This is a genomic window from Kaistia terrae, from assembly GCF_026344005.1.
Lineage (GTDB): Bacteria > Pseudomonadota > Alphaproteobacteria > Rhizobiales > Kaistiaceae > Kaistia > Kaistia terrae.
In genome coordinates this window covers 171,115-197,133 of sequence record NZ_JAPKNH010000001.1, presented here as the reverse complement: position 1 = coordinate 197,133, position 26,019 = coordinate 171,115, and the positions used below count along the sequence as shown (strand labels likewise).

Below are 26,019 nucleotides of genomic sequence, written 5' to 3'. Positions count from 1 at the left end.
ATGGCAATCACAGTTCTAACCGGCCCCGAGCAGACCTCCGCTCCGGCGCCAACCTGCGATAATTCGTCCCCAAGCTGGCAGTTCATACTGCTCCAAGCACCACACCCCTATATAAATTTGGCCCGAGTTCTTGCGTACAATGCGAGAAATATTTCTATCGCGTCATGTCTTCATGACAATTCTATTGCTACGCAACTCTTCGGTTGCGGCAATAAACAAATCCCGAGTGACGCCTTGGAGATGCTGGATATCGTCATCCAAGAGAACATCTTTAGCTCGTTCCTTGGCACGTTCAGGGTCCATCAAATTGAAAAGCCTGATCGTCTCGGCCCCTTTCGCCGAACCGTTCTTTGGACTGATCAGTATGGCCCTATCAGCCACTCCAAAGTTCAGGTGGTCAGCAGGATCGTCAAAGAACGGATGTACGATGGAAAAGGTGGTGCGCCGATAACTAGACGCTGCCGCCGCGACTGTATCGGTCTCACCCTTACAATCAACGTTACAACAATAGCAGGCCAAGACTAGGTTGGCTGGCCAAAATGTCCAGCGGTAATGGGGGCTCTTGGGGGCGATATGATCTCTGTGGGGCCTCTTCTCGAATAGACGGGTGCCGCAATATGCACACCGCTTTGATTGCGCGGCCAACATTGTTGTCGTTATGCTATCTTTAAAAATCTTGTATCTTCCATCCCTACGCTTCCATAAAACCTGGGCAGTCGGAATATCCAAGAGCTTACAGCGCAAGAAACGGACAGTACTCCATTGGATTTGCGGAACGCTCAACTTTTTCATACCAAATCGTCTCGGTAATCTCTTATTGACGCGATAACCTGTGCCAGTGCGTCTGCGCCTTCGAAATTCAGACGATTCGCCTTTTCCAAGAATTCATCGAGACGGTCTCGGTCTGCTCCATTTTCTTGAATGTGCAAAAGTATAGATGCCAACTCCCTTTGGAATCCAAAGCTTGAAGCAGATGGAATATCCAAAACTTGATACAGCACTGATTCAGACCCCCAACCTTCAAATTCGGCATCGATGGTTGAAGCTTTTAGCCGCTCTTTGTTTCGCTCTATCTGTACAATACTGGACTCGCCGAATGGCAGGCTGGATATCAGATGCGGCGAATGGGTGGCGATTAATACGTGGCTTCCCGGAGCCTCTGACAGAGATCGAGAGACGAGGTCGGTGTAGTGTTGTTGCCACGCGGTATTGAGACTTACTTCAGGTTCGTCGACCGCGATCAAACAGCCAGGCTCGGCGTGTGCGATGAGTTTTGCCCCGGTAGATAGAATATTCTGCTCCCCTGAGCTTAACTGTCCGAATTCCGTCCAGCCCTGCCAGGCGTCTCCTTCAATCGCTACAGTCGGCCAAGAAAAAAACCGACCTCTAATGGCTGTCGCAACCGCCGGCTGTAGTTCTGCCAACTCAAGCAGAGCGGTGTGGCTCAACGCATCTAACCTTAACCTAAGGCCAGGGCGGCTAAGTCCTCTACCCCCGAGGCTTTCAACATTTTCAGTTCGGCTGAGGAGATACTGAAAAAATGGATGAGTTGCGGAGCTGACTTGCTGGCGCCCTCAAGCAGCCGTTCATCGCTGGGCCTAGCGCTACCCCGCACGCGGGCCATCCGCTCGACCAAGGCGTTCACAGGATCTGCCTCTGACAGAAACTTCTCGATCTGCGAAATTGAGACGCGATCAAAAGTGAGGGCAATTTCACGGGTGCTACCAAACACCAACTCGGCCCAACCTTGGAACAGATCGCGTTTGGCTTCATCTGCATAGAGCCGCATAACAGCCTCAGCAACGGAGCGTTGCATTGAGCCCGTTGTCATCAGGTTTGTTGCCTGCCTTACACCGAGATACTGGTAAAACTGATCATCGTTGGGGTCGTTTGATACAAAGCGAAATCGGTCCATAACAAGATTGGACAGCACTAAGATCTTTGTCGGCAGAACGGTGCGATGTAAGTTATTGTGAGTATCTCTGGCCCGGTCTCCTCGACTGTCGATTCTCTCACAAATAAGTCCGTGAGTTCCAGACGTGCTGTACCGTTTTGATACCTTTTTTTCGGAACTCTCATCGTGGAGTTCGCAGAAGCGATCCACAACGCTTGCCAATATCCGGCTCTTACTACTGCCATTGGCTCCTGTAATCAGTGTTATATGCGACCTGTCGGCGTGTGCATTGGGTCCGAGGAAATCAATGACCTGTGGAACACCCCCATTCATAAGGAACTGCGCTGATTTCAGCTGGAAAGAGGAAATCGCCACGGTCTAAATCTCTTTCTGCAAAAATATCGGCGGCCGCGTGCTTGCGACCGCATATCTAACCGTAACGCTGATCGCTGAAAACCGGTAAAATGGGAACCTGGAGTGAGCATCCGCTTGCGGTGACACATTGGGAATCTTTCGCGACTTCGGCGAGCTTATGAATCCGCCCGTTTCAGATGACGATCAGGGGTGGGGAGACGACGGCTTTCACGTTACCCGAGTTTGATCGTGAATGGCGGGAATGGGGTCGACAGCCAAATGACAGTTACTAGTCCTAAAGCGGCCATGCGGGACCCCTGTCAACGCTTTGCAACACAGCCCTCACAACTTTCACCCGCGACGTCGTCACGCCGTCACCGTCTGCTTACCCTGCCGCCGATCAGCGCCATGCCGGCGAACATGGTTCGGCTCCAAGGAGGCAGCGCCCCGCTGTCAAACTGAATCCGTCCTTCGACGCGCCCCAATCCTTCCAACTGCCGTTTCCGCATCCCGTATTGACGCTACCGGAACGGCGCGCGCAAATCTTGGGCGAACGATCGGCTCCGCTGGGACATCCGCGTCCGGGCGGTCGAGGGATCGAACTCAAACCGGGGGAGGCAAAAATGACCGACACAGCCACAGAAATCGCAGCCGTTCGCGCCCTGCTGGCGGCGGGGGAGCGGCCGGCGGATCTGGCGGGGCGGCGGAAGCGGCTGGATGGACTGACGGCGCGCTACGACATGCCGGCGGATGTCGTCGTCAAGCCGGTGGATGCGGATGGCGTTAAGGCGGAATGGACGTTGACGCCCGATGCCGATCCGAAGCGCGCAATCCTGTTCCTGCATGGCGGCGGCTATGCCGCCGGGTCGATCCGGAGCCACCGGCACATGCTGGCGCAGGCCGGGCGGGAAGCCGGGACGCGCACGCTGGCGCTAGATTATCGGCTGGCGCCGGAAAACCCCTTTCCGGCGGCGCTCGAGGATGCGCTGACAGGCTATCGCTTCCTGCTGGCGCAAGGGTTTCTGCCGGAAAACATCGTGCTGGCAGGCGAGAGCGCCGGCGGCGGGCTGGCGATCTCGACGCTGGTTTCGCTGCGCGATGCGGGCACGCCCCTGCCCGCCTGCGCGTGGTGCGCCTCGCCCTGGGTGGATCTCGAAATGTCTGCTGCCACGATGGAGAGCAAGGCGGCGGTCGATCCGTTGATCCAGCGTCCGTATCTGCAGGAACTGGCGACGGCCTATCTGCATGGCGCCGATCCCCGCAATCCGCTGGTTTCGCCGATCCATGCGGATCTCAAGGGCTTGCCGCCGCTGCTGATCCAGGTCGGGTCCGACGAGACGCTGCTCGAGGATGCGATCCGGCTGGCCGGCGTCGCGGCTTCCGCCGATGTGCGAACCAGCCTGCAGGTCTGGCCGCAGATGATCCACGCCTGGCACCTGTTCTATCCGCAGCTTGCCGATGGGCGTCGCTCGCTGGCCGAGATGGGCGCTTTCGTGCGCGCCGTGCTGGGCTGAAGGCGACGCGGCGGCGCCGGGTTGCACGCAGGCCTTCTAGAGGAAAGCAAGACCCTCACCCCCGCCCTCTCCCACTGCGTGGGCGAGGGAGCCGACGGAGCGTGCCGCCACTCTTGATGTCACGTGGCTTCGACGGCGCGGCGCGCCCGCAGCGTGCGCCACGCCCTGCCGTCGAACGCCAGCAGCCCCAGGCCGATCAGCGCCATGCCGGCAAAATGCTTTGGCTCCAGCGTCTCGTTCAGCACCAGCGTGCCGAGCAGGATCGCCGAGACGGGGACCAGCAGCGTCACCAGCGAGGTGTTGGTCGCGCCGGCGCGGGCGAGCAGGCGGAAGAAGATCAGGTAGCCGAGCGCGGTCGAGAGCGCGGCGAGGCCGAGGATGGCCGCCCAGACATGCCAGCCCGGCATGTCCAGCTGCCAGGGGCGATCGAAGATCAGCGCCAGCGGCACCATCATCGTCGTCGCGGCGATCATCTGCCCGGTCGCGGCCGTCATCGGCGCGACGCCGAGGCGCGGCAGATGCCGCGCAAGTGCGCCGGAAAAGCCGTAGCTGAGGGTTGCCAGCAGAATCGCGAATTCGCCAAGCCCATGCGAACCGAGATTGAGGAAGACGGCGGGGCCGATCAGCACCGCGACGCCGACGACGCCGATGGCGATGCCGGTGAGCTTTGCCGCCGTCAGCTTCTCGTCCGCAGTGAGGAAGTTGACGACCAGCGCCGTCCAGAACGGCGTGGTGGCATTGAGCACGGAGGCGAGCCCGCTCGGCACCTGGGTCTGGCCCCAGACGATCAGCGAAAACGGGATGACGTTGTTGATCAGGCCCATGCCGAACAGCACGCGCCAGACCCGCCAGCCTTCCGGCAGCGTCTTGCCCGTCAGGCGGATCAGCGCGATCAGAATCAACGCCGCGATGCCGACACGCAGCGACACGATTGTGAAGGGCGGCAACGCCTTGCCGGCGACCGAATTGAAGAAGAACGAACCGCCCCAGAGCGCCGAGAGGGTCGCCAGCAGGGCCCAGTCGCCGCGCGTCATCGTCTGGCGGATCGCCGTCGTCATCATCGCCTCGGGAGGTTGCGGAACACCCGCCTGCTCTGCCCGCCTTGCCCTTCGGTGGCAACCCGTTTCTTGCGGCGGTCATGCAAAGCGGCGTGCATCCGCCGATGGTTTGCATCAACCGTGCTATCGCCCGGCGTTCGGCCACGCTATCTTCGCCACACTCCGCTTCGAGGCCTGTTCTTGCGACTTCTCATCAACCTCGCCATCGCCATTGCCATCGCCGTGATCGTCGGATTCGGCTCGGCCGCGCTCGTGCTCGACCGCGAACGGATGTTCGGGGCGGTGACGCGCGGCGCCTGGACGGCATGGCCCGATACCGGCAGCGCGGACGCCGACCCCTATACGGCGGCGATGCTGGCGCGCACCGGCGAAGTGCCGCTCGGCGCCGGCGAAGGCCTCGCCTTCTCGGCCGATGCCGACGACCAGGGCTCGCGGTTGAATGGCGGCTGCACCTATCGCATCACCGGCCAGACGCCGCCGGCGCGGCTCTGGACGCTGACCGTCTATGACGGCGACGGGCACCTGATGGAGAACCCGGCCCAGCGCACGGTGTTTCATTCGCGCGAGGTTTTGCGCCACGAAAACGGCAGCTTCACCATCGCCGTGTCGCGCTCGGCACAGCCGGGCAACTGGTTGCCGGTGACGACGGAAGACCGGTTCCGGCTGATCCTGCGCCTCTACGACACGCCGCTGGCCGGCGGCGCGACCATCGGCGCCATCGTCGTGCCGGCGATCGAGAGGGTCGGATGTCCGTGATCCGCACCCTGCTCTATGTCATAGGCGGCCTGCTGCTCGGCGGTATCATCCACATCGCCGTGATCCTGCTGATGCCCGATTTCGCCAATCGCGACGCCTGGACCTCGCTTGGTCGCTTCGGCCAGGACGGCGCGTTTCATCTTCTGCCGATGTCGGAGCCGGGCACGGAACCGCTGCCCTATCTCGATCCGCAAATGGCCTATGCCGCCTGCCGCTTTTCGCTCGAGGACGGGCCGATCCGCATCAAGGCGGCGATGCCGGAGGATTTCTGGTCAATCGCGGTGTTCAACCGGCGCGGCAGCAATGTCTACAGCCTGAACGACCGCTCGGCCGAACGCGCCGACATCGACCTGGTGATCGCGACGCCGGTGCAGATGGCGCAACTGCGCGAGAACCCGATCGCGGCGCTCGACCAGTCGATCGTCATCGAGGTGCCGATCACGCGCGGCTTTGCGCTGATCCGCAGTTTTGTCGCCGACCCGACGCTGGTCGGCCGGGCGGAAACGATGTTGCGCGCCGCCAGTTGCTCGGCCGAGCTGCCATCGGCCGATGCCCCTCCCCCCGCCGATCCCGGCGACGAGAAACAATAGTCGATCAAGCGCCGCGGCCGGGCTTCGGCTGCTGTGCAAGCGGGAGTTGCGGCAAGGGGGGACGGTCAGGACGCGACCGCTCAATCCGTACGCCCGTGAAAATGATGATCTCGCAAGTTCCCTGTCGCGGCAGGGTGGACCGGACGCGTCTACGCCGATCGCCCGAGTAGCTCAGGATGGTGCCCATGTGACCTCCTTGGAGGTCCGTCCGGCTGCATCGTCGCCCCATTAGCCCGGCGGACGCTCTCATCAACAATAGCATCATTTACCAACCGGCAAGGTTAACGGATCGCTAACAACTTTTCGTCATGATCGGCCAGGGCTTGGCGATCGGGGCACCCGGACGGAATTTGCGATCGCGTCGACTGCTCTTCGGGTAACGCGTCATCATGCATCCCTCGCATTTTTCGGATGGACTCATGGCCATGGCCGTATCGAGCCAGCAAAGCCGCGATGCCGCGTTGCTTCGGGCGACGACGGAATTGTTCGTGCTCGACAAGACGCACGACCAGACGGGCATTCGCCGCTTCGAGGAACTGGCGGCGCATTTCCTAACCAAGGTAACGTCTGCCGATCGCGCCTTCGTGGCCGAGCGGCTGGCGCGTCACCCGGACACGCCCGGCGCGATTTTACGGTTGCTCGGCAAGGACTTGCCCGAGATCGCCTCCCCGATCCTGCGTCACGCGCCGGACCTGAATTCGTTTGATCTGCTGGCGATCATGGCCGCCACCGGCCCGGCGCATTACCGGATGATCGCATCGCGCCACGACCTCGCGCCGGATATCATCGGCGCCCTGCGGATGACTGGCGACGCCGAGACCATCGCTCTGCTGCCGGCGGTTGCCGAAGAGGCGCCGCTCGCGCCAACGATTCCGCCATTCGAGATAGAGACAGCCGAGATTCCGGCCGTCGAAATCGCCGAGCCTATTCTGCAATTGCCGACCGAGTTCGAGGCCGAAACACCCGCAATCGCGCCAGATGTTGTCCAGCCCGTTTCGGAACAAACGAATCACCCGCCATTGAAAACGGCGTCGGAACCGCTTTCGGCGCTCGCCGCAGCCCGCGTCCTGACCGCGAGCCTGAGCGCGGAAATGAGCGCGCTTGCCTCCGAAATCGGACAGCCCGGCCATTTGCGGCCGACGCTGAAGCCGGTTGCCGGCCCGACTGCTGCCACGCCGCCACCGCCTGTTGAAGCTCAGGCAGCCGTCGAGATACCCGCCCAGACTCCGCATCTTGCCGCCAAAGTTGCAGCCGGCACGCCGACCGAGGTTACGACCGAGCCCGCTCCGGCGGTGCCGGAAATGGCCTTTCTCGAAGACACTCCGGTTGTCGCTGACGCACAGTCCTCCGAGGCAGACGATGTGGTTGCCGGCGATCCGGCAGTTGCCTTCCTGCACCTCGACCGCGCCGATCGGCTGGCACTGATCGCTGCGCTGTCGCCGGGGCAGATCTCAATCCCAAAGCCCTCCTCGATGCAGGTCGACCACGCGTTTCGCGCGGCGCTGAGTCGAGCCCGCCTTCCCATGCTGGCGCGCCAACGCCAGCGCGAAGCGCTGATCGCGGCGCTTTCCGAAGGGCTCCGGCTCGACATCGACCAGGTCACGACACTGCTGGATGATCCGTCCGGCGAGGCGCTTGTCGTCTTGCTGAAGGCCATCGGCCTGTCCGACACCGAGGCGCAGCAGGTGCTGCTTTTCGCCAATCCGGTGATGCGCGACGCGGTCGAAGCCTTCTTCCGGCTGACGGAATTGCTGTCGGGCGTCGCTCAGCCCGCTGCGAACCAGCTGGTGGGCTATTGGCGCGGCGATGCCGAGGCCGAACCCGTGCACCAGCCTCATTTCGCGGACGTTCCGCGCAAGGATTCTCGCCCTGTCGCGACAGAACGCCAAGGCGTAAACGAGCGCGTGAAATGGGCGGAAAAGATCGCCTGAGGCGACGTCAGTCGGCGGCGATCTCGAGAAAGGACCGCCCCTGGCGATCCTCGATCTCGACTACCCAGATATCGGAATCGAACCGCGTTTCCGACGCGATCCGCTCCTGCATCGCGAGCCGATCGATCCGATCGCCGATCCGGTTGAACAACCGGTCTGTTGGCTTGCCATCATCGAAGGCGGTCTGCGGCGCGGGGCCGTACAGGTCGACGGTACCATCCAGCCAGTCCACGACCACGAAAATGGCGCCCGCTTCTTCCGACCCGCGCCGCACCACGGCCGCGAACGCTCCTTCGACGAAGGCACGGCGGATATAGGCCGCGACCCAGAGGCCGGATGTCACGCGCATGGCTGCCTCGGAATCTTCACAGCGTATTCATGGCGCCGATCATCACCAGCTTGGCGATGACGGCGTCACCGGCAGCGCCAGTCAGTGGCAGGCCGTTGTCGAGTTCGAAGCGGCGAATGGCCGTGGCTGTCTTGCCGCCGCCATGGCCGTCGGTCTCGATCGGACCATAGCCGATCTCGTTCAGCGCGGCCTGGACCCGCGTCATCCGCTCGCGCTCGGCTGAATCGTCGATCGAGCCGGTCGAAATCGGATCGGCGATCTGGGCGCGCGGCGTGCCCTTGCGCATCTGGCCAAGCAGCCGGGCGCTTGGCTGTCCGGTCGGGATCAGGCCGATCTTCTTCTCGAAGGCGGAGATGGCTGCCTTTGTCTGCGGACCCATGACGCCATCGACGGCACCATCATAGAGCCGCGCATCCGCGAGCGCCTTCTGCGTGGCGGCGACGAGATTGACCACCGGGGCGGCACTGCTGGACGAGGCGGAAATCGCCTGCGGCAGTGGCTGCGCCGGATTGGCGGCTCCCGGCAACCGCACCGTCGCGGTCTGGCGGCTCTTCGGCAGCGGCACGGAAGCCGTGGCCGGGCCGATGTCGAGTATGGGTCTCTCGGCGACTTCGCGCGTGACGAAGAGCGGGTCAGGATGATGCTTGGTCTGCAGGAAAGCGGCGTTGGAGACGATCGCCGTCACGGCGATCGTAATCAGGGTGAAACCGCCCGCGCGCCCCGGATTCTCAATGACCTTGTCGGCCAGCCGTCCAAGCAGGCTTTCGCTCTCCTGCACGACCGGACGAGACCGGGCGGCCGAGGGACGCTTCCGCTTGGCTGGCGCCTGACGCTCACGCACGCCTGCGCTCCCTCTGCTGGAGGACCATATCGGCGGAATCGGCACGCGGGATCATTGCGCGCTCCGGGCGCACCGGCAGACGTACAGTCGCGACCGTGCCGCGTCCGGCTTCGCTTTCGAGCCTGAACGTGCCGCCCTGCAGCGCCACCAGGCCCTTGACGACGGAGATGCCAAGGCCCGTGCCTTCGCCGCGCCGATCGGCGCAGGCGTCTGCCTGGACGAACGGCGTGCCAATGTGCGGCAGGTCGTTGGCGGCGATGCCGATGCCGGTATCGCGGACTTCGATCACCAGATCGCCGTGCTCCAGTGAGGCCGTGACCGTCACGGTGCCGCCGGCCTCCGTGAACTTGGCGGCATTGGACAGCAGGTTGAGCAGGATCTGCCGGCAGGCGCGCCGGTCGGCGACGATGTCCGGCAGGTCGCGATCGATCCGACGCACGAGCCTGACGCCCCGGCTGGCGATCTGCTGCGCAACCATGTCGAGCGCGCTGTCGATCACCGGCACGACCGGGAACGGCACCGCCACGACATCGAACTTGCCGGCCTCGATCTTCGACATGTCGAGGACGCTGTTGACCACCTGCAGCAGATGCTCGCCGGAGGAATGGATCAACCGGATGTAATCGCGGTGGCGCGCCATTTCGAACTTGCCGAACAGCTCACGCTGCAACAGCTCCGAGAAGCCGATGATGGCGTTGAGCGGCGTACGCAGTTCATGGCTCATATGGGCCAGGAACGCGACCTTCGACTGGTTGGCCTGGTCGACGGAGGACTGAACCTCGGCAAATGCGGATTGCTGGCTGCGGGTCGCCGTGATGTCGCGCATCACCGCGACGACCGTGCGTGTGCCGGTCGAGGCATCCAGCGCCGGACGACAGCGCATTTCGACCCAGATGAAGCCTGCCGTCCCCTCGCTTCCGGCTCGACGCAGACGGAACTCGACGGTGCGCGGTTCGTGGGTGCGGTCGGCTTCCGAAAGCGCATGGAGATAGCTGGGGCGGTCGGCGACATGGACCCGGTCGAACAGGCCATGGTCGATCAATTCCGCCGAAGAACAGCCGAGCATCGAGCGGGTGGCAGGCGAGGCGAATTCGACCGCACCGACGCTATTGTGGCGGGTGACGAGATCGATCGTGTTGTCGGCCAGCATCCGGTAGCGCGCCTCGCCATCGCGAGCGGCCCCTTCCGCGACGCGCTGGACCAGTTCGATGCGCAGCGCAAGACCGCAGCCATAAAGGATGGCGGCGGCGATCAATATCGGCGCGAAGGAGGCGGATCCAACCAGCGGCGCGGGCATCAAGCCGGTGAGTGCCACGAGGGCCAAACCAATGAGTGCGAAGGCGGCAATCGCGATCGACGCCAGCGTGATGCGGCGCGAACCAGACAAGGCAGCCTCGGCCGGCACGATCGCCAGCAGCACCAGCGCCGGCGAGCCAAGACCACCGGTCAGCGCGCCGCCCCAGACGACGAGACCGGCGAGCGCCAGGGCCGAAAGGAGATGCGCCTCGCCATAGCGGCCGGTGCGCGACAGGAACGCGGCGATCGGCAGCGGCGCGGCGAGCCAGGCAAAGGCGAGCGCGGACACGAAGGAAGGCCGACCGGCCAGCGCCAGCCAGATCGGGAACAGCAGGAGAACGCCGAGCCCGACCGCCAGATGCGCCGCGATGAAGGCGCGATGGCGCGCGGCAATCAGCGAATCGTCAGCCGCCGAGCTGTGGACCAGCCCGTCGATGATTCGCCGCAAAGGCTCGAATGAAACCGTCATACACAACACACCAATGACGCTCGTTCCGGCCTTCCGGCCCGCTGCGAAGGCAACGCGCAGGACCTTCCGGCAATGCCCGCATCATGGCAGTCCCCGCTTAAGGGAACCCTAAAGCCGGCGAGCAAGCCCCAGTAGAAGCGCCTCACCATGGTTAACCGATCCTGACCAAGCTCTTTCAATTGCTGCGTTTTCCCTGAACCTAGCCTTCAGTTGCTTCGACTAGGGTGACAATCAAGAGCCCCGGGCGAGCCGAGGCGACGCGGCACCCATGAAGGCGGAAGGACCGGATCCATGTTTATCCTGCGGGCAGCATTCTGGTTTTCGGTCGTCGTCCTGATGATCCCCGGCGATCCAAGCCACGGTGTCCAGGCGCCGCGTGTCGACGCCATCGATGCCCTGCTTGCCGCCCGCGGCGCCGTCGCCGATCTTTCCGGCATGTGCGAACGCCAGCCGGACGTCTGCACCAATGGTGGCGCGGCGCTTGCAGCGTTCGGCGCCAAGGCGCGCTATGGCGCGCAGCTGATCTACAGCACCATCGACGGATCGCTCTCCGCCGCGACGCCCATCCTTCCCGGCGCCAATTCGGGCGGCACGCTGACACCTTCCGATGTCGAGCCAAACTGGCACGCTCCGACGCCGCATGAGCGCAAGGCCTGAGCTTTTCCCACTCGGCCCCGCTTGGCGAAACCCGCATTCTTTTCTGCGTCTGCCGTTTCACAGCGACGCGCGAGACGCTATATGCGGGGTGCCATGAACATCACCACGACGCTTTCGCCCATCGACCGGATTCTCGACGACTTCGCCTTTCTCGACGATTGGGATGATCGCTATCGCTATCTGATCGAACTCGGCCGCACGCTTGAGCCACTTTCGCCCGAAGCCCACAACGAGGCCAACCGGGTGCAGGGCTGCGCCAGCCAGGTCTGGCTGCAGAAAGACGTGCGGCAGGAGGCCGACGGCCCGCATCTCGACTTCAAGGGCGACAGCGATGCGCTGATCGTCAGCGGCCTCGTCGCGATCGTGATCGCGCTGTTCTCCGGTCGTCCGGCTGCCGAAATCGTCGCGACAGACGCGGAAGCGGTGTTTGAGAAAATCGGCCTGCGCGAGCATCTGACGGCGCAGCGCTCCAACGGCCTGCGCTCGATGGTTAATCGCATCAAGACGGAAGCGGCGGCCGAAGCCGCGGCCTGATCAGCCGGCGGTCGGCTTGAAGTCGTCGGTTCCCCAGTGGCGAACGCCTCCGCCTGACGGACGAGCTTTCACGCTGGCGCCAAGGCCGTAGTGCCGGGCGAGCGCCGAAAGCGCCAGTTGCAGTACCAGCTTGGCCGAGCGTTTCGGCCAGTCGCGCTCGTGTTCGATTTCCTCGATGCCTTTCAGGAAGCAGCAAAAGTCCACAAGAATGCCGGAGAATTCCGGCCCCGTCGCCGCCAGCGCCCGCTCGACCCGCAGCCGCGCCGAAAGCGCCGATTCAGTCAGATCGGCCATGCCGCCCGCCCCGCCGCGCCTTCCGCTTGCCACCGCCGCCGACCAGTTCGAGGTCACGCGCGGCATCAATTGGCCCCGCGTGAAATCAGCCCGCAAACGCTCCCCCGCCCCGAAGGCGGCGTCGTCGATCAACGGCTTGCCATCGCGCCCCTTGCGACTGCGCAGCCATGAGAGCGGGCTTTCGCTCTGGTCGACCAGGACGGTGACATGCGCCCCGTCCATCTCGATGGCTTGTTGCGCGCGACTTTGATGTTGGACGGAAAAGTCCTCGCCACCGGCAAGCATCCGGCGAACCTTGGCCCGGCCGGCGCGGGAGAGGACATAGCCCGCACCATCGGTCTCCAGTGCCCCATCCGCCAGTACCGACCGGACGCTCGCCGTCTCGACGACAGCGCGCCGGGCGGTCAAGGGCGACACGAGGCCGAAACCTTCGCCTTCCGGCTCGATGCGGGCGCCTGCCGTCGCCAGGCGACGGGCCAGACGGTCGGTTTCGCGCGTCGCCATCACGCCCTCCTCTCGGCAGTATTGCCGCAGGCCGCCCGCTCCAAACGATCGACGAACTGATCGACGCGCGGGCTTTCGCGGCGTTCCTCGATGATGCGGCAGGCATGCGCAACCGTGGTCCGGTCGCGCCCGAACAGCCGGCCGGCCTCGGTATAGGAAAGCCCCAGCGTCGTATGGGCGATATAGACGGCGATCTGACGCGCATAGGCTTCCTCGGCCGTGCCGCGACCGGCCGCGCAAAGCCGATCCCGATCCACCGAAAGCGCCGAACCGACCAGCGACACCAGCATCCGTCTGGTGCCCTCGGCCCGCGCGCGGCGGCAACGGCTGTCGCGATGCTCAGCTCGATCCACCTGTACGCTCATGGGAACCTCCTATTCGACTACACTAGGAATTTAAACCTAACGCAGTTTAGATCCAAACTCCTTTGCCGGGGATAGAATTTTGGAGCGCGCCGGACATCCATCCGGACGTGCCGAGAGGAGGATAGACAGCCTGTTTATCCCCCAACTCGCGAGCAGAGCGAAAATGACGGCCTTCGAAAGAGGAGCCAGTCATGACGGAAGCCACCGCTTGTCCCGACGAACCAGCCTTGCGAGCACGAATGCGTCGAAGCGCCCATCACGCGATCGACGCGGTGATCGGGGCCGGCATCGCGCTTTATCAACGCCAAACTTCCCTGCCACGCCTGCTGCCCCTGCCCCCAACGGAGCTTGCCGACGAAAGCGAGGCGGCGCGACGGCGAATTCTGGCCAGGCTCGCCCGGGCGCTAAGAGCCGAGCGAATGCGCGGCCGGGCCGGCCACTGGACCTACGACCTCAACCGCCACATTGCTCTGCATCAGGCCTATGAAGGCGAAAGACGGCAATTGCAGCCGTAACAGTGCGGCGCGCTGGAGTGGCCCAAACAAAAAAGGCCCGGCGGATGCCGGGCCTTTTGAGATTTCAATCGATCAGGACTACGGGCGGCGCTTGCGCTGCTGGCCGAGACCCATCTTCTTCGCCAGCTCGGAACGGGCTGCGGCGTAGCTCGGAGCGACCATCGGATAGTCGGCCGGGAGGCCCCACTTCTCGCGATACTCTTCCGGCGACAGGTCATAGTGCGTGCGCAGGTGGCGCTTCAGCGACTTGAACTTCTTGCCGTCTTCGAGACAGATGATGAAATCCGGGAATACCGACTTCTTCGGGTTCACGGCCGGCTTCTGGGGCTCGGGCTCGGGCTCGACAACGCCGCCATGGGTGCGATTCAGAGCCTGATAGACTTCCGTGATCAGACCCGGGAGATCTTGAGCCGAAACCGAGTTGTTGCTGACATAAGCGGAGACGATATCTGCCGTCAGATCGATGAGATCGCTTCCTGCCGTTTTTTCAATCATGGGTTACCCTAGCTTCGGTTGTTTCATAACAAATTCTGTAACGAAGAAATTCAGAGCTTGCAGCTACGCGGGCGCCAGAGCCGGAAAATCCAAGCATCGACAGTGGCCATTGGCGCGCTAAATCCGTTACTTCGTGGCAGCTATATAAGTCAGCTTCCGCAAAGACAAGCGCTAAGTCCGTGCATTGATAGCCGATGACACATCTTTGTGGTCGCGGCGATTCGTCTCGGCCAATCTTCCCGTGATCACACAACGGCCTCTGAACGCCATTCACAATGCCGCGATCAACACATAGATTGCCAACAGCGCCGTCGCCCAGGCGGCCACTTCGCCGGTTCGCCAGTTGCCCGCCATTCGCAGACGCGACTGAAACGCTTGCGAAAACAAGGCTATCCCCTGTTTCGCTTGGCTCAGCCCGCGATCGGCGGGTTTGCGGAAGCGATCACGAATGCCATTCGAGAACGGAATTACCTGACGCGGCAATTCGCGCCATAGCCAATCGACATCAAGCGTAGATCCAACACTTGGCCGAAGTAACGCGAACAAGCCGATAAATATGCAACTTGCGGCGATTAACATCAGCCATTGGAACAGGATGTGATCGACCGTCAGGATCGGTACACCGACGATTTCCGGCGCAAGACTTTCGAGCCAGGCCGGAAAGCAACCAAGCGCCACAATCAACGCACAGAGCCCGCCCATCGCAGCTTTCATCGAGCCCGTGGGCTCGACCGCCACATCGCTCCTGCGCTGCCCGAATAACGCGAACCAGGGCAGCTTCAGCGCGATATACAGGACGGAACCTGTCGAGATCGCCATAAGCGCGAACCAGTAGAACCGCGCCTGATCTTCCGCCAGCGCCGCGAAGATTGCCGACTTGCTGATAAATCCAGCCGTCAGCGGCATGGCGGCGAGCGAAAAGCCGCCGACCAGCATCGCCACCGCCGTGAACGGCATGACGCGGAACAGCCCGCCCAACTCGGTCAGCCGCGTCTCGCCGGTCGAGCGCAGGATCGAGCCGGCGGCCATCATCAGCAGTGACTTGTAGAGAATATGCGCCAGCGCATGGAGCGCGGCGGCGGCCAGCGCCAGCGGCGAGCCGATGCCCACCGCCACCACCATGAAGCCGACCTGGCCGACGATCGAATAGGAAAGCAGCTTGCGGATGTCGTTTTCGAGCAGGGCATAGATCAGCCCGTAGATCGCCATGGCAAGGCCGATCCAGAGCAGCGCCGGCTCGCCCGGGAAGAGACGGATCAGCACCAGAACCGCCGCCTTGGTGGTGAAGGCAGAGAGGAACACGGCGCCGGACCATGATGCCTTCGGATAAGCGTCCGCGACCCAGGCCGAGAGCGGCAGCGCGCCGGCATTGACGAGAATGCCGGACAGCATCAGCCAGCGGCCGATCGTGTCGGCGCGCATGGCGTGCATCGCGACACTGCCGGAGGCGGAAATCTCCGCGGAGATGCCAGCGAAGAACAGCACGCCGCCCAGCACATGGATCAGCGCATAGCGCAGCCCGGCGCGCGTGTTGCCGTTCGACCAGATCACCAGCGTCGAGCCGATTGCCAGGATTTCCCAGAATACGAACAGGGTTACGAGATCGCCGGCAAAGGCGATGCCCTGCGCCGCACCCGCATAGACCAAAGCCGCGGCCTTCTCGGTGACGCTGGGCTGCGAAACGCCATAGAGCGCGCCGGCAATCGCCGCGATGCCGAAGGCTGTTCCGAAGATGCGGGACATATTGTCGGATGCGAGAGGCACGAGGTGCAGGCCGAGCCAGTCGATCGCGAGTCCCGGTTCCAGCGGCAACGCCCAGACGAGCACGAGGGCCGCAACAGGCGCGAACAGGAACAGAGCGTTGCGCAACGGGCCGCGCAGGAGTGGCAGAAGCAATCCGGAGAGGATCAGGATGAGGGCGGGCGACAGCGGCCCGAAGGTCTCAGTCATCTGCACGCTCCCCCGGACGTCGCATCAGCAATCCCCAGCCATAGGCAACCACAACCGCGATGGCCGCGCTGACCAAGCCGAACCAGGCGGCAAAGCCCGGCGTGCCGTCGATGCCGAAGCTGGGGTGATGGGTGACGAAGGAATCGACGACGACCAGCAGCGCGAGAACGGCGACGAGGGCGAACAGGATCTTGCGACCGGTGACGGTCATGGGGGGCTCCCGACGGTGGATTCAGGAAAGCCCCTCACCCCAACCCTCTCCCGCAAGCGGGCGAGGCAGTTCTCCAGAGCGTGCACATTCGACAGGGTTGCTGCTGAAGCGCGCGGGCCCAAAAGCCCTCGCCCGCTTGCGGGAGAGGGTTGAGTGAGGGTCTTGCTTCCGAAACAGCGCATCTCACCCTCCCACGATCATAGAAGCGAGACGGAACGGCACGCTGGGGAAGATGAACAACAGCACGGTTCCAGCGGCCGTGACCGTCAACGCGATCACCATCGGCAACGGCGCTTCCTGCCTCGGCCCGTTGGCCGGACGCAGGAAGGCGCGCGTCAGGATCGGCAGGAAATAAGCCGCATTCAGCACCGTCGAGACGACAATGACGCTGACCGCGAACCAGTTGGCAGCGCCGGTCGCTGCATCGAGGATGAACCATTTCCCCAAAAAGCCCGCCGTTGGCGGCAGGCCGATCATCGACAGCGCGCCGATAGCGAAAGCGCCCATCGTCCAGGGCATGCGGCGGCCGATGCCGTCCATCTGGCTGATCTTGGTCACATGCTCGGCCGTGTAAACGGAGCCTGCGGCGAAGAACAAGGTGATCTTCGAGACGGCATGGGCGGCGATGTGCAACGCCGCGCCGATAACGGCGACGGGCGATGCGAGGGCCGCCGCCAGCACGATGTAGGAAAGCTGGCCGATGGTTGAATAGGCGAGCCGGCGCTTCAGATCGTCGGCGTGCAGGGCGACGACCGAGGCAGCGATGATGGTAAAGCCGGCGACATAGACCAGCCATTCACTGGCGCCGCTCGTCTGCAGCGTCTCGATGCCGAACACCGAGACGGCAATCTTCAGGATGGTGAAGACACCCGCCTTGACCACGGCGACAGCATGGAGAAGCGCGGAGACGGGCGTCGGCGCCACCATCGCCGCCGGCAGCCAGCGATGCAGCGGCATGACCGCCGCCTTCGCCGCGCCGAACACGAACAGCGCGAATAGCAAGGCCAGCGCGCCGTCGCCGAGCTTGCCGGAGAGAATGCCGCCGGTACGGAAATCGAGCGTGCCGGCGACAAGGCCGGTCCAGACAATTGCCGGCAGCAACAGCACCATCGACGCGCCGATCAGGGTCAAAAGATAGACCCGCCCTGCCCGCATCGCCGCCGGAGTCTGCTTGTGCGTGACAAGCGGATAGGTCGAGAGCGACAGGATCTCGTAGAAGACGAACAGCGTGAACAGGTTGCCGGAAAATGCCAGCCCCATGGTGGCGAAGATGGCGATGGCGAAACAGGCATAGAAGATCGTCTGGCGCGGCTCTTCATTGCCGCGCATGTAGCCGATCGAATAGAGCGAATTGACGATCCACAGCGTTGCGGCGACGGCGGCGAACAGCATGCCGAGCGGATCGATCTTGAGCGCCAGCGTCAGGCCGGGCGCGACGGAGGCAAGGTGCAGTTCCGGCCGCGCGCCGGCCAGTACGCGGGTTGTCAGGGCCATGACGACGGCGAAGAGCAGCACCGAGGCGATCAGCGTCACGGCCTCGCGAATATTCGGCCAGCGGTCGAGGCGCAGGATGGCGAGCGTCGCCAATGCGGGCAGCGCCAGCGCCCAGCCAAGCAGCATGGCATCATTGAGGGCGAGACCGTTCATCGCGCCACCCCGAGCAGCGCTTGCGCCGCAGCGGACGCCAGCCCGGCAGGCCATTCGGCATCCAGACCGAAATAGATCGTCACACCGGCAAGGATGAGCATCGGCAGCAGGAGTTCGCCCGGCGCTTCGCTGGCTTCGCGTGCGGCAAGCGCCGGTTCGCGGAACCAGATCACCTCGACGATGCGGCCGACATAGAGCACGGCGATCAGCGAGCTCGCGACGATCAGGATCGCCAGCCAGCCGAGCCCCGCCTCCATCGATCCAAGGATGAGGTAATATTTCGAGACGAAGCCGCTGGTGCCGGGAACGCCGATCAGGGCAAGACCGGCCACGGTGAGCGCTCCGGCAGTCCAGGGCATGGTGCGGCCGATGCCGGAGAGTTCATCGAGCTTGGCCGTGCCGGTGCGCAGGACGATCGCGCCGATGGCCATGAAGGCGGCGCCCTTCATAAGCGCGTGATTGAAGAGATGCAGCAGGCCGCCGGTCAGGCCGGTCGGATTGGCGAGCGCCAGGCCGAGCGTGATGTAGCCGATCTGCCCGAGCGACGAGAAGGCGAGGACGCGCTTGATGTCATTCTGGAAAACGGCGGCGGCGGACGGGATGAACATCGCCGCCAGCGACAGCCCGATCAGGATCGAGCCGAGCGGAACCTGCCCGACATCGACATGGCCGCCAAACACCGTGAACAGGAAGCGCGCCAGCAGGTAGATCGCCACCTTCGTCGCCGTAGAGGCGAGCAATACCGCGGCGCTGGACGGCGCATAGGCATAGGCGTTGGGCAGCCAGGCATGCAGCGGAAATAGCGCCAGCTTCAGGCCGATTCCGACGACGATGAACGCCTCGGCGACGATGAGCGCGCGCGAGCTTTCGATGGCGCCAAGCCGCTCGACGATCAGGCCGAGATTGAGCGTGCCGGTGATAAGGTAGAGCAGGCCGACGCCAATGACATAGAAGGTCGCGCCGATGGTGCCGACGATCAGATATTGATAGGCGGCGACCAGCGCCCGGCGATCCCGCCCCAATGCGATCAGCGTGTAGGTCGAAAGCGACGAAATCTCGAGGAAGACGAAGGCGTTGAAGGCGTCGCCGGTCACCGAGATGCCGAGCAGGCCCGCCACGCAAAGCAGCATCATCGTGTAGAACCACGCGATGCGCTCGGGCGCGAGCACGCTGCGGCGGGCGAAGATCATCGTCAGGAAGGCGACGATGCCGATCAGAACGACGATGAAGGCATTGACCGCATCGATGCGATACTCGATGCCGAGTTCGGGCGCCCAGCCGCCGAGACGATAGGAAATGACGCCTTCCGCCTGCACGCGCCACAACAGCGCCAGTGAAAACGTCGCCGTCAGCGCCGAGGCGACAAGCGCGATCAGCCAGGCGGCAAAACCGTTGCGTGACAGCGCCGCCAGAACGGCGCCAAGCAGCGGGGCGAGGATCAGAAGGACCGGCAGGTGCGTGGCGATCATGCCGATTTCCCGCCACGGCCGGTCTTGTTGAGCGGGCTCACGCTAGCCTTCGAGACTTTGGGATCAACCTTCGCGCGCGGACCATCCTTGGCGAAAATCTCATCTTCCTCGATCGTGCCGTAGGCTTCCTTGATCCGGACAACCAGCGTCAGGCCAAGCGCGAGCGTGGCGATGCCGACGACAATGGCCGTCAGGATCAACACGTGCGGCAGCGGGTTGGCATAGACCGAATAACCGGCGTCGAGGATCGGCGCGGTGCCGCCCAGCACCTTTCCCGGCAGGATGTAGAGGAGATAGACGGAGGTCTGGAACAGGGAGAGGCCAATCAGCTTCTTGATCAGATTGCCGCGCGCGATGACGACGTAAAGTCCGGCGACCATCAGGAAAACAGTGGCTATCTGGCTGAAATGCGCGATCACGAGCGCCTCCGGCCGGCAAACGCATAGAAGATCGCGATCATTGTCGAAAAGACGGTCACGAACACGCCGATCTCGACGAGGAAGACGCCCCATTCCTGGCCATGCACGCGGTCATGGGCGAGATGGTTGTAGTCGAGAAAATTGTCGCCCAGCAGCATGCCGGCGATGCCGACGCTCAGATAGATCAGCACGCCGCCGGGGATCAGCACTTCGAGCAGGCCGACAGGCACGATCTTCTGCGCCGGGCCGAGTCCATTGATCAAGCCGTAGAGGATGATCGCGGCGGCCGCGATGACGCCGGCCTGGAAGCCGCCGCCCGGACCGTAATCGCCATGGAACTGAACGTAGAGGGCGAAGAGCAGCAGCGGCGCCAGGATGAACTTGGTCGTGACGTGCAGGACAACATCGAGCCGCATCAGCTTTTCCCCTCGCCCCGCCGACGCCGCAACAGCGCCAGGATGCCGATGCCGGCGGTGAAGACGACGGTGGTTTCGCCCAGCGTATCGAAGCTGCGATAGCTGGCGAGCACCGCGCTGACCACGTTGGCAATGCCGGTTTCCGGTATCGACCGGGCGAGGTAATCCGCGCCCTGGCTGTGGATCGGTTGATTGGGCGAGCCGAATTCCGGCAGATCGCTCAAGCCCCAGAGCAATGCCCCGGCTGTCACCAGCGCAACGACCACAGGCATGATCTGCGGGCGCTTGGCGGACGCCTCGACGGTATCGGTCAGCGACAGCGCGCCGAGGAAGAAGACGGTCGATACACCGGCGCCGACAGCCGCTTCCGTCATGGCGACGTCCACCGCGTCGAGCACAATGAACAAGGTCGCCATCAGCAGGCTGTAGATTCCGAGCAGCACCACGGCGGCGAACAGCCCGCGCACCCGGACGATGCCGATGGTGACGGCACCCAGCAGCAACAGAAGGATGATGGTGACGGCAGTCTCGATCATGGCTTGCCGCTCCCCTTCACCGACGACGGCTTGCGCTTTCCGCTCGGCTTCTTCGTGCGTTCGCTCGCGAGCAACGGCTTGACGCCCGCCTGCAGCGCCGCCGCAGCAAGGGCATGCGAGGCCACCGGCCCCATGAACAGCAGGAAAGCCAGCAGGAAGACGAGCTTGACCGTGACCAGCGTGAAACCGGCCAAAAACACCATGCCGATCAGCATCAGGCTGACGCCGAGCGTGTCGCCGACGGAAGCCGCGTGCATGCGGGTGAACAGATCCGGCATCCGGTTCATGCCGATGGCGCCGGCGAGCAGGAAGAACGCGCCCGCGAACAGGAACAGTCCGGCTGCGATTTCGCGAACAAGGTCGATCATGGCTTGTCGGCCTCCGCCTCGGCACCGAGCGAGCCGTGCCGGAAGAACTTCAGCACGGCGAAGATGCCGACATAATTGAGCAGCGCGTAGGTCAGGCCGAGATCAAGGAATTCCGGCCGCTCGGTCAGAAAGCCGAACAGCGCCAGCACGACGATCGCGAGATTGCCGATCGAATTGGCGGCCAGCAGCCGGTCGAAAGTGGTTGGCCCGCGCAAGGCGCGCACCACGACCAGCGCCATGGCGACGAGCACGGCCAGGAGGGCTGCGGCGATCATTCCGCCCTCCCCTCGAAACGCCGGACCCGGCGATCCATATCGCCTGCCTCGACATCGTCGGCGCCCGCCTTGGTCAGCGCATGGACGAGGAAGCGGTCGTGCTCGCGGTCGACGCCGACGGTGATCGTGCCGGGCGTCAGCGTGATCGAATTGGCATAGGTCGCGACGCCGATGGACGTGCGGGCTGACACCTTGGTGTGGAAAAGCTGCGGCGAGATCGGCAATTTCGGATCGAGGATGATCCTGGTCACCGAAATCGACGACTTGACGATCTCGCGCGCCAACCACGGCCAATAGATCAAACCGGAGAAAAGCCGATCGATCGGATGCCCTTCCTCGTCGGCAAAGCCGAGCTTGCGCCCCGCTAGAGCGAGCAGGATCGAGATGACCAGGCCGGAAATCACCAGCCACACAGTGTAGTGGCCCGACAAGAGCAGCCAGAAGGCAAACAGAGCCAGAGCAAGACTAGCGGTGCGCAGCATGTAGTCGGCTCCTTCTGCTCGGACATCCCGCAAGGCGCGCGTGATTCGATGGTTAGACACAGGTAAAGCACGCTGGGACGGTCAGCCCAAGACAAGTTGGCTGGCTCTTCGACGAACGCGACAACATGAACATGGCAGATTGTGAAATCGCGCCGATGGCCTATCTAGAGGTCTCAGCTTGTGTTTCACCCGATTGCGATTTGCGGACCGCCTTGGCGACCGCCAATCAACAGGAGCGCGCATGACCACCACCGATCGCCCCGACGCCGGACGCACCAAGGTCGAGAAGACGGATGCCGAATGGCGGGCGGAACTGACGCCCGAGCAATATGCCGTGACCCGCCAGCAGGCGACCGAGCGGCCTGGCACCGGCCCTTACCTCCATGAAAAGCGCGCTGGCCTCTACACATGCGTCGCCTGCGGCGCGCCGCTGTTCCGCTCCGAGACCAAGTATGAGTCCGGCAGCGGTTGGCCGAGCTTCTTCGCGGCCGTCGACGATGTGGCGGTGGGCGAAGTGACGGATGTCTCGCATGGCATGGTGCGAACCGAAATCGTCTGCGCCAGTTGCGAGGCGCATCTCGGCCATCTGTTCCCCGATGGTCCGAACCCGACCGGCCTGCGCTATTGCACCAACGGCACCGCGCTGAAGCTGAAGCCGGACGACAGCCAGAGCTAAACGACACGGGGCGCCGGAGGCATTCTCCGGCAACCCGCCAGGGCGAGGCGCGGCGATGGACAGGGACCGGTTACTTGGATCGTGGACGCTGAAATCCTTCGTCTTCGAGACCATCAATACGGGTGAGCGCAGCGAACCGTTCGGGGCTAATCCGTCCGGCACCATCCTTTTCCACGCCGATGGCCGCTTCTTCGCCCTGATGACGCCGAGCGATCGGCCCCTGCCAAGGACCGAGGCCGAACAAGCGGCGGCATTCCAGTCGCTAGTCGCCTATTCCGGCCGCTACCGGATCGAACCGCCCAACCGGCTGGTGACACATGTCGACATCGCCTGGTTTCCGCCCTGGGTTGGCAGCGATCAGGTCCGGTACTACACCTTGGATGGAGATCATCTCGACCTGGTGAGCGCCCCGCTTCGCCTGCCATCGTCGAATGGGGAGGAAGCCACCGTTTTCGCTCGCGTATCCTGGATGCGGGAGAAGGTTGTTGTCGACGATGCTTCCCCACCGCGCTGAGGGCGCCGAATCCCGTTCGCCCGATCGACCGTCCTCGTTTCCACGTTTCAACTTCCGTTTTCCGCCGGAGTATCCTCACTCGTGACACCGCCGCTCGCCGCCAAGCACCCCGTGACTACAGAACATCACGGCATCTCGCTCACCGATGACTATGCCTGGCTGCGCGCCGGCAACTGGCAGGAGGTCATGCGCGACCCTTCCCTGCTCGCGCCCGACATCCGCGCCTATCTCGAAGCCGAAAATGCCTATACGGCGACCGCGATGGCGGAAACCGAAGCGTTGCAGGCCAAGCTGTTCGCGGAAATGCGCGGCCGCATCAAGGAGGACGACTCTTCCGTCCCCTCGCCCGATGGCGCGTTTGCCTATGCGATGCGCTTCACCGAAGGCGCCGAACAGCCGCTGGTCGTACGGACGGCGCGCGACGGAGCCGGCCCGGAGACGATCCTGCTCGATGGCAACCAGATGGCGGCGGGCCGCGCCTATTTCCGCCTCGGCAGCGCCGATCACAGCCCCGATCACAAGCGCCTTGCTTTTGCCTATGACGACAAGGGCTCGGAATATTACACGCTGCATGTGCGCGACATCGAGAGCGGCGCGGATCTCTCCGACACGATCGAGGCGACGACCGGCGGCGGCGTCTGGGCTGCCGACAGCAACACGCTGTTCTACACCGTGCTCGACGACAACCACCGCCCCTGCCGCATCTACCGCCATGTCATCGGCACGCCGCAGGCGGAAGACGTGCTCGTCTTCGAGGAAAAGGATCCGGGCTTCTTCCTCGGTGTCGGCCAGACGCAGTCGGCGCGCTACATCCTGATCGACAGCCATGATCACGAGACATCGGAAGTCTATTTGCTCGACGCGGAAGACCCGACCGGCGCGCACCATTTGATCGCCGAGCGGCTGACGGCGGAGGAATATTCCGTCGATCACAGCGGCGACAAGCTCTACATCCTGACCAACGCCGGCGGCGCCGAGGACTTCAAGATCGTTACCGCGCCGGTCGCCTCGCCCGGTCGCGAAAACTGGGTCGATCTGGTGCCGCACAATCCCGGCACGCTGATCCTCGGCATGACGGTTTATCAGGACTACATGGTCCGGCTGGAACGCTTTGCCGGCCTTCCGCGCATCGTCGTCCGGGTGCTCGCTTCCGGCGAAGAACATTCGATCGCCTTCGACGAGGAAGCCTATTCGCTCGGCATGGGCGACGGCTACGAGTTCGATACCTCGACGCTGCGCTTCACCTATTCGTCGATGACGACGCCGTCGCGAGTCTATGATTACGACATGGCGACCCGCGAACGGACCCTTCGCAAGGAAGAGGAAATCCCCTCCGGTCACAACCCGGCCGACTATGTCACGCGCCGCGTGTTCGCTAAGGCGGCCGATGGCGAGACGGTGCCGGTGTCGCTGCTCTACCACAAGGACACGCCGCTCGACGGCAGTGCGCCTTGCCTGCTCTACGGCTATGGCGCCTACGGCATCACCATTCCCGCCTCGTTCTCGATTTCGCGGCTGTCGCTGGTCGATCGCGGCTTTGTCTATGCCATCGCCCATATTCGCGGCGGCAAGGACAAGGGCTTCCGCTGGTATGCGGATGGCCGTCGCGAAAAGAAGATGAACACCTTCACGGATTTCATTGCCGCCGGTGAATATCTGGCGAAGGAAGGCTTCACCGCTCGCGGCAAGATCGTCGCCTGGGGCGGATCGGCCGGTGGCCAGTTGATGGGCGCCGTCGCCAACCTGCAGCCGGACCTGTTCGGCGGCATCATCGCCGAAGTGCCTTTCGTCGACGTGCTCAACACCATGCTCGACGACACGCTGCCGCTCACTCCGCCGGAGTGGCCGGAATGGGGCAACCCGATCGAGAGCGCCGAGGACTTCAAAACCATCGCGGCCTATTCGCCCTATGACAATGTCGGCGCCCACGACTATCCGCCGATCCTGGCAATCGGCGGCCTGACGGATCCCCGCGTTACCTATTGGGAACCGGCGAAGTGGGTCGCCAAGCTGCGCGAAAAGAAGACCGGCGACGCGTTGCTGCTGCTGAAGACCAACATGGACGCCGGGCATGGCGGCGCTTCCGGTCGGTTCGACCGGTTGAAGGAGACGGCCTTCTCGACCGCCTTCGCCATCAAGGTCGTGGCCAGCAAGATCATCGGTAACGGCTGATCGTTCTCCTCGAAAACGCGGCGGCGCTTGACTTCGTCGAGCGCTGCCGCACCTTAATTGCCAAGCACAATCGAGGGCATTTCGATGAAACGTTTGGCGGCAATGGCGCTGGTTGCATCGTCACTCGCAGGCGCATTTGCGGTGCCTGCGCCCGCTAGCGCGCAGGTCTTCTTCGGACTGAGCTACGGGCAGAATGTTTCGCAGGGCAATTGTCAGGCGCTCGCCGCGTCGCTCGGCGCGCGAAAAGTCTGGTTCTCGCGCTTTTCCGGCTCGAAGCCGGATGTCTGGGATCGCGGCCTGGAGCCCGCCTGGGGCGTCGGCTGCTTCCGCACCCAGAAGGAATGCAAGCGCTGGCTTTACGACACCCAGACCGAATGGCCCCGTCTGATGAACTTTACCCGCTGCGCGCAAGGCTTGCCGGCAAGGTTCTGAGCCGCCCTTTCCTACCTGCTGGACGACCGGAGCGCC

31 protein-coding genes are annotated in these 26,019 nt (G+C 63.5%); 11 read left to right on the top strand and 20 right to left on the bottom strand.

Features of this window, described 5'->3' with window-relative positions; all coding sequences use genetic code 11:
* Positions 1-162: 162 nt before the first annotated feature.
* The 3 genes from OSH12_RS00980 to OSH12_RS00970 are packed head-to-tail and all read right to left on the bottom strand — an operon-like array spanning position 163 to position 2,269.
* Positions 163-792, bottom strand: a complete 630-nt coding sequence (locus tag OSH12_RS00980; protein WP_266341631.1) for an HNH endonuclease family protein — start codon at positions 790-792, stop codon at positions 163-165.
* Positions 789-1,448 carry an AAA family ATPase gene (locus OSH12_RS00975; protein WP_266341630.1) on the bottom strand — a complete coding sequence of 220 codons (660 nt, stop codon included), beginning with the start codon at positions 1,446-1,448 and terminating at the stop codon, positions 789-791. The genes OSH12_RS00980 and OSH12_RS00975 overlap by 4 nt, the downstream gene beginning before the upstream one ends.
* A gap of 11 nt (positions 1,449-1,459) precedes the next feature.
* Positions 1,460-2,269 (bottom strand): hypothetical protein, encoded by an 810-nt coding sequence (locus tag OSH12_RS00970; protein ID WP_266341629.1) that lies wholly within the window; start codon positions 2,267-2,269, stop codon positions 1,460-1,462.
* Between the two features lie 602 nt (positions 2,270-2,871).
* Here OSH12_RS00970 and OSH12_RS00965 point away from each other — a divergent pair.
* A complete protein-coding gene (locus tag OSH12_RS00965; RefSeq protein ID WP_266341628.1) occupies positions 2,872-3,762 on the top strand; it encodes an alpha/beta hydrolase in 891 nt (296 codons plus the stop codon).
* A 119-nt stretch (positions 3,763-3,881) separates the two neighbouring features.
* Here the strand turns inward: OSH12_RS00965 and OSH12_RS00960 are convergent, their stop codons facing one another.
* Positions 3,882-4,820 (bottom strand): DMT family transporter, encoded by a 939-nt coding sequence (locus OSH12_RS00960; RefSeq protein WP_266342417.1) that lies wholly within the window; start codon positions 4,818-4,820, stop codon positions 3,882-3,884.
* Positions 4,821-5,000: 180 nt separating this feature from the next.
* Here OSH12_RS00960 and OSH12_RS00955 point away from each other — a divergent pair, with 180 nt between their 5' ends.
* The 3 genes from OSH12_RS00955 (at position 5,001) to OSH12_RS00945 (ending at position 8,097) form a co-directional block, all read left to right on the top strand.
* On the top strand, positions 5,001-5,576 hold the full coding sequence (locus tag OSH12_RS00955) for a DUF1214 domain-containing protein (RefSeq protein WP_266341627.1): 576 nt from the start codon (positions 5,001-5,003) through the stop codon (positions 5,574-5,576).
* Entirely contained in the window at positions 5,567-6,166 is a 600-nt protein-coding gene (locus tag OSH12_RS00950) for a DUF1254 domain-containing protein (RefSeq protein ID WP_266341626.1), read from the top strand. Before OSH12_RS00955 ends, OSH12_RS00950 begins: the two co-directional genes overlap by 10 nt.
* A 419-nt stretch (positions 6,167-6,585) precedes the next feature.
* Positions 6,586-8,097 carry a hypothetical protein gene (locus OSH12_RS00945; protein ID WP_266341625.1) on the top strand — a complete coding sequence of 504 codons (1,512 nt, stop codon included), beginning with the start codon at positions 6,586-6,588 and terminating at the stop codon, positions 8,095-8,097.
* 7 nt (positions 8,098-8,104) lie between these two features.
* Here OSH12_RS00945 and OSH12_RS00940 read toward each other — a convergent pair whose 3' ends face one another.
* The 3 genes from OSH12_RS00940 to OSH12_RS00930 are packed head-to-tail and all read right to left on the bottom strand — an operon-like array spanning position 8,105 to position 11,052.
* The gene (locus OSH12_RS00940; protein ID WP_266341624.1) at positions 8,105-8,446 is read right to left on the bottom strand and encodes a DUF1491 family protein; all 342 of its coding nucleotides are present in this window, start codon (positions 8,444-8,446) and stop codon (positions 8,105-8,107) included.
* A gap of 16 nt (positions 8,447-8,462) precedes the next feature.
* On the bottom strand, positions 8,463-9,287 hold the full coding sequence (locus tag OSH12_RS00935; protein ID WP_266341623.1) for a peptidoglycan-binding domain-containing protein: 825 nt from the start codon (positions 9,285-9,287) through the stop codon (positions 8,463-8,465).
* Positions 9,280-11,052 (bottom strand): PAS domain-containing sensor histidine kinase, encoded by a 1,773-nt coding sequence (locus tag OSH12_RS00930; RefSeq protein WP_266341622.1) that lies wholly within the window; start codon positions 11,050-11,052, stop codon positions 9,280-9,282. Before OSH12_RS00930 ends, OSH12_RS00935 begins: the two co-directional genes overlap by 8 nt.
* 291 nt (positions 11,053-11,343) lie before the next feature.
* Between OSH12_RS00930 and OSH12_RS00925 the strand changes: the two genes are divergently transcribed.
* Complete coding sequence (locus OSH12_RS00925) at positions 11,344-11,709, top strand: DUF5330 domain-containing protein (protein WP_266341621.1); 366 nt, start codon at positions 11,344-11,346, stop codon at positions 11,707-11,709.
* Between the two features lie 93 nt (positions 11,710-11,802).
* Complete coding sequence (locus OSH12_RS00920) at positions 11,803-12,243, top strand: SufE family protein (protein WP_266341620.1); 441 nt, start codon at positions 11,803-11,805, stop codon at positions 12,241-12,243.
* Here OSH12_RS00920 and OSH12_RS00915 read toward each other — a convergent pair whose 3' ends face one another.
* Together OSH12_RS00915 and OSH12_RS00910 are read right to left on the bottom strand one after the other, a co-directional pair.
* Entirely contained in the window at positions 12,244-13,041 is a 798-nt protein-coding gene (locus OSH12_RS00915; RefSeq protein WP_266341619.1) for a DUF6456 domain-containing protein, read from the bottom strand.
* On the bottom strand, positions 13,041-13,406 hold the full coding sequence (locus OSH12_RS00910; protein ID WP_266341618.1) for a helix-turn-helix domain-containing protein: 366 nt from the start codon (positions 13,404-13,406) through the stop codon (positions 13,041-13,043). The genes OSH12_RS00915 and OSH12_RS00910 overlap by 1 nt, the downstream gene beginning before the upstream one ends.
* A gap of 191 nt (positions 13,407-13,597) precedes the next feature.
* Here OSH12_RS00910 and OSH12_RS00905 point away from each other — a divergent pair, with 191 nt between their 5' ends.
* A complete protein-coding gene (locus OSH12_RS00905; protein ID WP_266341617.1) occupies positions 13,598-13,921 on the top strand; it encodes a hypothetical protein in 324 nt (107 codons plus the stop codon).
* 78 nt (positions 13,922-13,999) lie between these two features.
* Here the strand turns inward: OSH12_RS00905 and OSH12_RS00900 are convergent, their stop codons facing one another.
* The 11 genes from OSH12_RS00900 to OSH12_RS00850 form a co-directional block, all read right to left on the bottom strand.
* On the bottom strand, positions 14,000-14,416 hold the full coding sequence (locus OSH12_RS00900; protein WP_266341616.1) for a MucR family transcriptional regulator: 417 nt from the start codon (positions 14,414-14,416) through the stop codon (positions 14,000-14,002).
* A 270-nt stretch (positions 14,417-14,686) separates the two neighbouring features.
* Complete coding sequence (locus OSH12_RS00895; protein WP_266341615.1) at positions 14,687-16,366, bottom strand: proton-conducting transporter transmembrane domain-containing protein; 1,680 nt, start codon at positions 16,364-16,366, stop codon at positions 14,687-14,689.
* Positions 16,359-16,577, bottom strand: a complete 219-nt coding sequence (locus OSH12_RS00890) for a hypothetical protein (RefSeq protein ID WP_266341614.1) — start codon at positions 16,575-16,577, stop codon at positions 16,359-16,361. Before OSH12_RS00890 ends, OSH12_RS00895 begins: the two co-directional genes overlap by 8 nt.
* A 183-nt stretch (positions 16,578-16,760) precedes the next feature.
* The gene (locus OSH12_RS00885) at positions 16,761-18,224 is read right to left on the bottom strand and encodes a monovalent cation/H+ antiporter subunit D family protein (RefSeq protein ID WP_266341613.1); all 1,464 of its coding nucleotides are present in this window, start codon (positions 18,222-18,224) and stop codon (positions 16,761-16,763) included.
* Positions 18,221-19,693: a monovalent cation/H+ antiporter subunit D family protein gene (locus OSH12_RS00880; protein ID WP_266341612.1), complete on the bottom strand. Its 1,473-nt coding sequence runs from the start codon at positions 19,691-19,693 to the stop codon at positions 18,221-18,223. Before OSH12_RS00880 ends, OSH12_RS00885 begins: the two co-directional genes overlap by 4 nt.
* A complete protein-coding gene (locus tag OSH12_RS00875) occupies positions 19,690-20,112 on the bottom strand; it encodes a cation:proton antiporter subunit C (protein ID WP_266341611.1) in 423 nt (140 codons plus the stop codon). Before OSH12_RS00875 ends, OSH12_RS00880 begins: the two co-directional genes overlap by 4 nt.
* Positions 20,109-20,528: a Na(+)/H(+) antiporter subunit B gene (locus tag OSH12_RS00870; protein ID WP_266341610.1), complete on the bottom strand. Its 420-nt coding sequence runs from the start codon at positions 20,526-20,528 to the stop codon at positions 20,109-20,111. Before OSH12_RS00870 ends, OSH12_RS00875 begins: the two co-directional genes overlap by 4 nt.
* On the bottom strand, positions 20,528-21,064 hold the full coding sequence (locus tag OSH12_RS00865) for a DUF4040 domain-containing protein (RefSeq protein ID WP_266341609.1): 537 nt from the start codon (positions 21,062-21,064) through the stop codon (positions 20,528-20,530). Before OSH12_RS00865 ends, OSH12_RS00870 begins: the two co-directional genes overlap by 1 nt.
* On the bottom strand, positions 21,061-21,432 hold the full coding sequence (gene mnhG, locus OSH12_RS00860; protein ID WP_266341608.1) for a monovalent cation/H(+) antiporter subunit G: 372 nt from the start codon (positions 21,430-21,432) through the stop codon (positions 21,061-21,063). The genes OSH12_RS00865 and mnhG overlap by 4 nt, the downstream gene beginning before the upstream one ends.
* Positions 21,429-21,707, bottom strand: a complete 279-nt coding sequence (locus tag OSH12_RS00855; RefSeq protein WP_266341607.1) for a monovalent cation/H+ antiporter complex subunit F — start codon at positions 21,705-21,707, stop codon at positions 21,429-21,431. Before OSH12_RS00855 ends, mnhG begins: the two co-directional genes overlap by 4 nt.
* Positions 21,704-22,189: a Na+/H+ antiporter subunit E gene (locus OSH12_RS00850; protein WP_266341606.1), complete on the bottom strand. Its 486-nt coding sequence runs from the start codon at positions 22,187-22,189 to the stop codon at positions 21,704-21,706. The genes OSH12_RS00855 and OSH12_RS00850 overlap by 4 nt, the downstream gene beginning before the upstream one ends.
* A gap of 241 nt (positions 22,190-22,430) precedes the next feature.
* Between OSH12_RS00850 and msrB the strand changes: the two genes are divergently transcribed.
* The 4 genes from msrB (at position 22,431) to OSH12_RS00830 (ending at position 25,983) form a co-directional block, all read left to right on the top strand.
* On the top strand, positions 22,431-22,865 hold the full coding sequence (gene msrB, locus OSH12_RS00845; RefSeq protein WP_266341605.1) for a peptide-methionine (R)-S-oxide reductase MsrB: 435 nt from the start codon (positions 22,431-22,433) through the stop codon (positions 22,863-22,865).
* A 55-nt stretch (positions 22,866-22,920) separates the two neighbouring features.
* Entirely contained in the window at positions 22,921-23,379 is a 459-nt protein-coding gene (locus OSH12_RS00840) for a lipocalin-like domain-containing protein (protein WP_266341604.1), read from the top strand.
* Between the two features lie 81 nt (positions 23,380-23,460).
* Positions 23,461-25,551: a S9 family peptidase gene (locus tag OSH12_RS00835; RefSeq protein ID WP_266341603.1), complete on the top strand. Its 2,091-nt coding sequence runs from the start codon at positions 23,461-23,463 to the stop codon at positions 25,549-25,551.
* Positions 25,552-25,635: 84 nt separating this feature from the next.
* Positions 25,636-25,983, top strand: coding sequence for a hypothetical protein (locus OSH12_RS00830; protein ID WP_266341602.1), 348 nt, complete (start codon positions 25,636-25,638; stop codon positions 25,981-25,983).
* The last annotated feature ends 36 nt before the right edge of the window (positions 25,984-26,019 follow it).